The following is a 6,361-nucleotide window of genomic DNA, read 5'->3' as shown; positions in this document are numbered from 1 at the left end:
ACCCAGCGCCGCAGGTGCTGTGCATCCGTCCGCGTTCAAGGCTTGCGCTTCCAGAACGTTTGCGGAACATTGCTCGGCATGCCCCGAGCGCCCGCAATCGACCTGCAGGAGGCGGCCCAGGCTGACCTCTGGGCCCGGCGCCATGCCGCGCCAAAGCCGCATCACCTCGGCCACCGCGAGCGGCTGCGCGAGCGGGCCAGGGCGGGGCTGGATCCCCTGCCCGACTACGAGCTGCTGGAGCTGATCCTGTTCCGCTCGATCCCGCGCGGGGACGTCAAGCCGCTCGCCAAGGCGCTGCTGACGAGGTTCGGCAGCCTGGCCGCGGTGTTCGCCGCCTCGCCCGAGGCCCTGCGGACCGTGCCCGGGGTCGGCGAGGCGGTGGCGCTGGACCTCACCCTGGTGCAGGAGGCGAGCCTGCGGATCGCCCGCGAGGCGGCGCGCAAGCGCACCGTGATCTCCTCCTGGTCGGCGCTCCTGGCCTATGTCCGCACCGCCCTGGCGCATGAGCCGCGCGAGCAGTTCCGGGTGCTGTTCCTCGACAAGAAGAACCAGCTGATCGCCGACGAGGTGATGAACCGCGGCACCGTGGACCACGCGCCGGTCTATCCGCGGGAGGTGATGCGGCGGGCGCTGGAACTCTCGGCCAGCGCCCTCATTCTGGTCCACAACCACCCTTCGGGCGATCCATCGCCCTCTTCTGCGGACGTGGACATGACCCGCCAGATCGTCGAGGCCGGCAGATCCCTGCGCATCGCCATCCACGACCACCTGGTGGTGGGCGCCGGCGGCGTCGCCAGCTTCAAGGCCCTGGGGCTGCTGTGACCCGCGAGGCCGAGGTCCGCGCCCACGTCGACGTGGCCGTCCCCCCGGACGCGGCATTCCGCCAGTTCATCGAGCTCGGCCGCTGGTGGCCGCGGGCCTACACCTTCGCCGGCGAGGACCGGTTCGCCGACGCCCGCATCGAGCCGCACGCCGGCGGGGAGTGGTTCGAGCTGGACAGCGCCGGCCAGCGGCTGCCCTGGGGCCCGGTGCGGCTGGCCGAGCCTGGCCGGCGGCTGGTGCTGGGCTGGGGCGTCGCTCTCGACCGTACGCCCGAGGTTCCTGAACGGATGAGCGAGGTGGATATCGCCTTCGTCCCAACGGCCTCGGGGTCACGGATCGAGGTCCACCACCGCCAGATGAACCGGCACGGCGAAGGCTGGGCGGCCTTTCACGAGGGCATGGAGGGGCCGCAGGGCTGGCCGTTCATCCTCTCGGCCTTCGCCGCCAGCCTCTGATCAGCCGCCGCGCTGCGTCGGTCCGAAGGTGTAGGCCCAGGGGAAGGGGTCGGTCTCCTCGGCAGGCGCCCGGGCGGGAGCCAGCCCGCGGGCCCTGCGGTAAGCGTCCAGGTCGATGATCTCGGCCGAGCCCGGCTCCGGCTCCGGCTCCTCGGCCGCGGCCTGCAGGTCGATGACGGCGTCCATCGCAGATCCCCTCTGGCGAAGTCCGAGGCCATTCAACGCCACCGGCCCTGAACGCGCGCCGAAGGGTGCGATTCAGGCGCCGTTCATCTTCTGTCGCCCATCCGACGCGCCGGGCGGCTGGAGCTTCATCTCGTGAATGCGCCAGGCCCGCGCCGCAGGGTCGCCGTTCCCAGCCTGTGGACCTCGCGGCCGTCCTTCAGGCGGGCGTAGACCTGGAGCGGTGAGCGGACGTACAGCGACCCGGCGGCGCCTTCCGCCGCGCCGGGCGCGCCGATCAGGGCGTTGTAGCTGTCGTAGGCCGCGAGGCTGCGGGCCAGGGCGTCGGCGTCGGCCGGCCGCCCCGGACCATCTGCCCACAGCCGCCAGGCTGCGGCGTAGTCCCCCTCGGCGACCTCGGCGAAGCAGCGCTCGACGACGCCGCTCCCTGCGGGCTGGTCGGCGGGAACGGGGCCTCCGAGATCGGCGTGCGATCGTCCGGCAGGCTGCCGGGCTGGCCTGGCGGGGGCGGATCGACGGACTCCCGCCAGACAGAGAACAGCCAGGGCCAGGATCACGCGCCGCATAGCGACCTCCGCAGGCGTCACATGCGGCGTCTGGTTCCACCGGCAGGCGGCGAGAGTGCGGCGGCGCGCAACTCGGCCCTCCGTTCGTCATCGCCAGGCTTGTCCCGGCGCCCCATCCCGTTGCGGTCGGCGCGACGTTCTCAGGAAGGGTGGCCGGCATGAAGCCGGCCATGACGAAGAGGGAGAGAGCGGGCTCGGCGCCCGCCCGTCAGTTGTTGTTGTTCGTCGTGTTGGAGGTGTTCGGGCTGCCCGATGCGCCGCCGGTCGCGGTGCCCGAAGCGGGCGCGGCGGTACCGGTCGCCGCCGTCGAGCCGCCCTGGGCGCCGCCGCCCACCGAGCCGCCGGCGGCCATCTGCTGCTGCACCACCTGGGCCAGTTCCTGGGGCGCGCTCTTGGCCTCGCACTGGGCCTGGCCGCCGGTGGAGAGGGCGAGCACGTTCACCGACACGCCGCAGACGTTGGCCGCCAGGTTGATCGGCAGCTGGATGTTGATGGGCACGTTGGCCCGGTCGATCATCAGCTGCACCGACAGGTCGTTGAGCACATTCTCCAGGTTGACATTGACCAGGCTCGGCACCTGCAGCCCGCCGGTCCCGCCGGCCGAGGCGTTGGTCGAGGTTCCGGTGCTGGCGCCGCCGCTCGTCCCGCCCGCGGCGGCCGAGCTCGAGCCCGGCGTTCCGCTGCTGGCGGTCGGCGATCCGTTCTGCCCCTCCGACTGGCAGGCGATGAGGGGAATGGCGAGGGCGGCCGCGACAAGCGGGGCGATGGTTCTGCGCATGGGTCTCCTGCCCGGTTTAGGTTCCGACGCGAAGCTCAACGTCGGGTGGAGAACCTTGGTTTCAGGCGCGGCCCCGCTTCGCCTTCGGCGCGAAGTCCACGCGCCGCCGCTCGCCTAGCGCGTGAGCCGCATCTTGGCGATCGAGGCGCCGATGTCGCGGAAGGCGCGGTCCAACTGCTTGGCGTCCTGCACGTCGTAGAACATGTCGTGCTTCGTGGCGCAGCCCTTCAGCACGGCGCTGCTGCCGGATGTGACCTCCAGGCGCACCGTGTAGATGTCGGTGCCCTGGGCCTTCATATCTGCGCACAGAAGGGCCAGTCGCCCGTCCATCAGCGCCGTAGCGTTCCCGCTCGGCAGGATGTCCTGCCAGCGGTAGCCGAGTCCGCCGTAGGAGCCGCCTCCGAACGTGTTGTTCCCGTCGGTCATCAGCACCACGATCTTGCGAAGGTGCGGCTCTGCATAAGGCAGACCATCGCCGTACGGACCGCCAGGCGATAGCGCATGCCAGCCCCAAACCAGCCCCAGCGGGATGTTGGTCTCGCCCATCGCCCGCATGCCGTCCACGGCCTTCTTGAGGGTCTTCGTGTCGGCGGTCAAGCGGACGACCGGCTGGTGTTCGCAACCGGCGTTGGGACCGTGCTTCATCGGATCGCCGTACCCGGCTCCTAGGGTGAAGGCCGCCTGGTTCTTCCGCCGCCAAGCCGCCTGGTACTTCCCAACACGACGCAGCTTGCCAGCTTGGTCGTATGCCCCCTCGTAGGGGTCTTCGATGTAGTCGTTCGGATCCCGCAGCCCAACGCTCGGCTGATCCGGCCAGAAGTAGGGCGTGTAGGGACTCTGGGCGTCCACCGTCTCCTGGATGTCGTAGGGCTGCCGGCGCGCCTCGATGCAGCCGTCCCAAGCCTCCCCCAGGGTCTTCATGAGCTTCAGCCGGTCGGCGCTGGCGTTGGGAAGCGGGATAGCGGCCGGATCCCAGAAGATGTCCTTGTTGCTCCCACCGGAGCGGTGCGCGCGTCCCTCTGGGTCTATCCAGGCCGGCACGTCCGAGCCGCGGCTCGTCGTGCTGACGTAGTTCTTCAGACTGACAGTGTCGACGGCGCGCACCGTGTTGGAAAACGGCACCAGCGAAATTCGGATAGGATCGGGCGCGAGGCTCGTCTTGCTCACTTCGTCCAGATAATCGACGAGGTTCTTGGACGCCTTCTTCAGAACCGCCAGCTTATTTCCCTGCATTGAGCCGGTGTTGTCGAGCACCAGGGCGATCTCGAGCTTGTCGAGCGAGCGGTTGACCACCGCGCGGGCGCGCACCCGCTCCTGCTTGAAGCACCAGCCGCCCATGCAGAAGTTGAAGAAGCCGCCCGGCCGGGCGGCGGCCTGGCCGACCACGGACTCGCCGTTCAGCACGAAGCTGGCCGACAGCAGCTGCGTGTCGGTCGCCTTCAGGAGCTTGAGGTTGGCGGCCAGGGAGCGGCGGCCGGCGGCGTCGATCTCGTCGCCGTCCAAAGTTCGCTCACGCGCCGCATAGAGGGTCGCCGCGTCCAGCGCGTCCTGCAGTTTGGTCTTCTGGGTCATGGCCAGGTGGGCGTCGAGGCCGACGGCGACGAACGGGATCGCCATCAGGGCCGCGACCAGGCTGAAGGTCACCGCCGTGCCGCCGCGGACGTCGGCGCGGGCCCGGCGGAGGCCGGCGCTCAGTGCGCCCGCCCTGGCCGTAGACGTCTCGATAGCCGACACGCGGTTCTCCGCCCCCCAAGATCGGCTCGGAAGGTGCGCCGGAATGGTGAATGGTTTGGGGCTGAGGCGAGGTTAATCGTCAGGGTGGCTACAGCATCGCGACTTCGCGCCGCACGCGTGTCGCGCAAGCGGCGCAGTTTGGCCGCAAACTCGCCTCAACTGCCAAGCTCACTCGCCCGGGAAGCCGCAGTAAGCGGTTGAATCGGCGGCGATTCGCGAGGGGCACGAAACGGCGCCCTCGCGCCGCCAGCCGGGCCGACCTCGGTCGCGAGGCCCCGGCGCTGACGGGAGACAGGCATGAACCGCATCGTATTCACCGGACGGAACGGCGCCGAGTACAGCTACTCGCCGCTGACACCGCAGGAGCGGCTGCGTCCCATCGCGGGCAACTACGTCATCGCCCGCCTGGACGGCCCGAAACCCAGCATCATCGCCGCCGGCGAGACGGACAACCTCTCCCGCATGGATTGGCGCGGCCTGCTGGAGCGGGCGAAGATGCTGCACGGGGCCACCGACATCCTCGTGCGGCTGAACGTGCGCAGCGCCATCCGCCGCGAGGAGCTGGAGGATCTGCTCGCGGTCCACGAACCGCCGATGAGCCTCGAGACCGCCTAACCCTCGCCCTTCAGGAAGGCGGCGATGGCCGGGGCCGCGGCGCGGTCCTGGATCATGAACAGGTGGCCGCCCTCGAACCAGCGCAGCTGCGCGCCAGGGATCTGCGCGGCCATCTTCTCCTGCGTCTGCGGCAAGGCGATGCCGTCGTAGCGGCCGGCGGCGATCAGCGTCGGGACGGCGATGGTGGGCAGCCGCTCCCAGGTGTCGTGCCTGGCCCGCGCTTCCAGCTGGCGGTGGGCGCCCATCGCCCGACCTGGCTCGTCGGCGAACGGATCGGCCGCGGTCTGGGCGATCAGTTGGGCGTAGAGCTCCGGATGGGCCTCGGCCCACGCTTCGTCGCGGCGGGTGTCGGAGATCGGCAGCAGGTGGCGCGCCCTTGCCTCGCCCTTCAGGTGCTCGATCTCGTGGAAGGCGAACGAGGCGCCGCCCGCCCCGCCCGGCGAGGTGCAGGCCAGCACCAGCCGCTCGACCTTCTCCGGATGGCCCAGCACCAGCTCCTGGGCGACCATGCCGCCGAACGAGACGCCCACGACGTGCGCCCGGTCCCAGCCGACGGCGTCCATCAGCGCCGCGGCGTCGTCCGCGTATTCAGCCATGCTGTAGGGCCGGTCCGGCTTCTCAGTCCGCCCGAGCCCGCGCTGGTCGTAAGCCAGCACCTCGAAGCTTTTGCCCAGCGCCCCGTCGAACACGTTGGGCTTGTTGCGCAGGTCCCCGCCAGTTCCCGAGATAAACAGCAGCCGCGGCCCGGTTCCGGCCAGTTCATAGTAGATGTCGATCCCGTTCGCGCGGACGGTCGGCATAGGTGTGATCTCCCCTGGCGGATGCGCCAGCAGCGGCGCGAATTCCGCCCCAGCGGCCAAGTCTAGATTGCAGATTCGGGCAGGTGAACCGGAGGCGGCATGGAATGGTCCGCTTAGTCGTTCATCTTAATCAGTCGCTAACGACAACCTGCGCGTTTTAAGCGCACTTCCTTCGGTCGCAACCGCGACGGGGAAATGACATATTCCGGCGGAGCGGAGGGCCTTCGTCCGATGTGCAAGAGTTTGTTGTTCGCGGCCGTCCTGGTCGGCCTCTCGGCGTGCGCCACCCACGCGCCGGTGCCCCTGACCGTGGCCGGACGGGCCGACGGCGCCGACGCGGCCCTGGGCCGCAAGCATGCCGTGCTGCCGGCGGACGGCGACACGGAAGGCGCCCCCTTCCCCGAAGTC

At 70.1% G+C, this 6,361-nt stretch carries 8 protein-coding genes; 3 read left to right on the top strand and 5 right to left on the bottom strand.

Annotated features, from left to right (window positions below):
• Positions 1 to 78 precede the first annotated feature (78 nt).
• The gene (radC, locus tag VHK87_RS19050; protein ID WP_329636473.1) at positions 79 to 822 is read left to right on the top strand and encodes a RadC family protein; all 744 of its coding nucleotides are present in this window, start codon (positions 79 to 81) and stop codon (positions 820 to 822) included.
• A complete protein-coding gene (locus tag VHK87_RS19045; RefSeq protein WP_329636472.1) occupies positions 819 to 1,277 on the top strand; it encodes an SRPBCC domain-containing protein in 459 nt (152 codons plus the stop codon). The genes radC and VHK87_RS19045 overlap by 4 nt, the downstream gene beginning before the upstream one ends.
• Here VHK87_RS19045 and VHK87_RS19040 read toward each other — a convergent pair whose 3' ends face one another.
• The 4 genes from VHK87_RS19040 to VHK87_RS19025 form a co-directional block, all read right to left on the bottom strand.
• A complete protein-coding gene (locus VHK87_RS19040) occupies positions 1,278 to 1,463 on the bottom strand; it encodes a hypothetical protein (protein ID WP_329636471.1) in 186 nt (61 codons plus the stop codon).
• Between the two features lie 125 nt (positions 1,464 to 1,588).
• Complete coding sequence (locus VHK87_RS19035; protein ID WP_329636470.1) at positions 1,589 to 2,026, bottom strand: hypothetical protein; 438 nt, start codon at positions 2,024 to 2,026, stop codon at positions 1,589 to 1,591.
• Positions 2,027 to 2,234: 208 nt separating this feature from the next.
• Positions 2,235 to 2,804, bottom strand: a complete 570-nt coding sequence (locus VHK87_RS19030) for a hypothetical protein (protein ID WP_329636469.1) — start codon at positions 2,802 to 2,804, stop codon at positions 2,235 to 2,237.
• A gap of 114 nt (positions 2,805 to 2,918) precedes the next feature.
• Complete coding sequence (locus tag VHK87_RS19025; protein ID WP_329636468.1) at positions 2,919 to 4,538, bottom strand: TadE/TadG family type IV pilus assembly protein; 1,620 nt, start codon at positions 4,536 to 4,538, stop codon at positions 2,919 to 2,921.
• 297 nt (positions 4,539 to 4,835) lie between these two features.
• Between VHK87_RS19025 and VHK87_RS19020 the strand changes: the two genes are divergently transcribed.
• A complete protein-coding gene (locus VHK87_RS19020; RefSeq protein WP_329636467.1) occupies positions 4,836 to 5,153 on the top strand; it encodes a hypothetical protein in 318 nt (105 codons plus the stop codon).
• On the opposite strand, the gene VHK87_RS19015 is transcribed toward VHK87_RS19020, so the two are convergent.
• Positions 5,150 to 5,953, bottom strand: coding sequence for an alpha/beta fold hydrolase (locus VHK87_RS19015; protein ID WP_329636466.1), 804 nt, complete (start codon positions 5,951 to 5,953; stop codon positions 5,150 to 5,152). The genes VHK87_RS19020 and VHK87_RS19015 overlap by 4 nt on opposite strands.
• Between the last annotated feature and the right edge of the window lie 408 nt (positions 5,954 to 6,361).

The sequence above is a fragment of the Phenylobacterium sp. genome (assembly GCF_036263695.1).
Classification (GTDB): Bacteria; Pseudomonadota; Alphaproteobacteria; order Caulobacterales; family Caulobacteraceae; genus Phenylobacterium.
This window is presented reverse-complemented; position numbering and strand designations above follow the sequence as displayed.

Coding starts and splice junctions, on each gene's coding strand:
- radC (WP_329636473.1), top strand. CDS start 79: ATGCCCCGAGCGCCCGCAATCGACCTGCAGGAGGCGGCCCAGGCTGAC.
- VHK87_RS19015 (WP_329636466.1), bottom strand. CDS start 5,953: ATGCCGACCGTCCGCGCGAACGGGATCGACATCTACTATGAACTGGCC.
- VHK87_RS19035 (WP_329636470.1), bottom strand. CDS start 2,026: ATGCGGCGCGTGATCCTGGCCCTGGCTGTTCTCTGTCTGGCGGGAGTC.
- VHK87_RS19040 (WP_329636471.1), bottom strand. CDS start 1,463: ATGGACGCCGTCATCGACCTGCAGGCCGCGGCCGAGGAGCCGGAGCCG.
- VHK87_RS19030 (WP_329636469.1), bottom strand. CDS start 2,804: ATGCGCAGAACCATCGCCCCGCTTGTCGCGGCCGCCCTCGCCATTCCC.
- VHK87_RS19020 (WP_329636467.1), top strand. CDS start 4,836: ATGAACCGCATCGTATTCACCGGACGGAACGGCGCCGAGTACAGCTAC.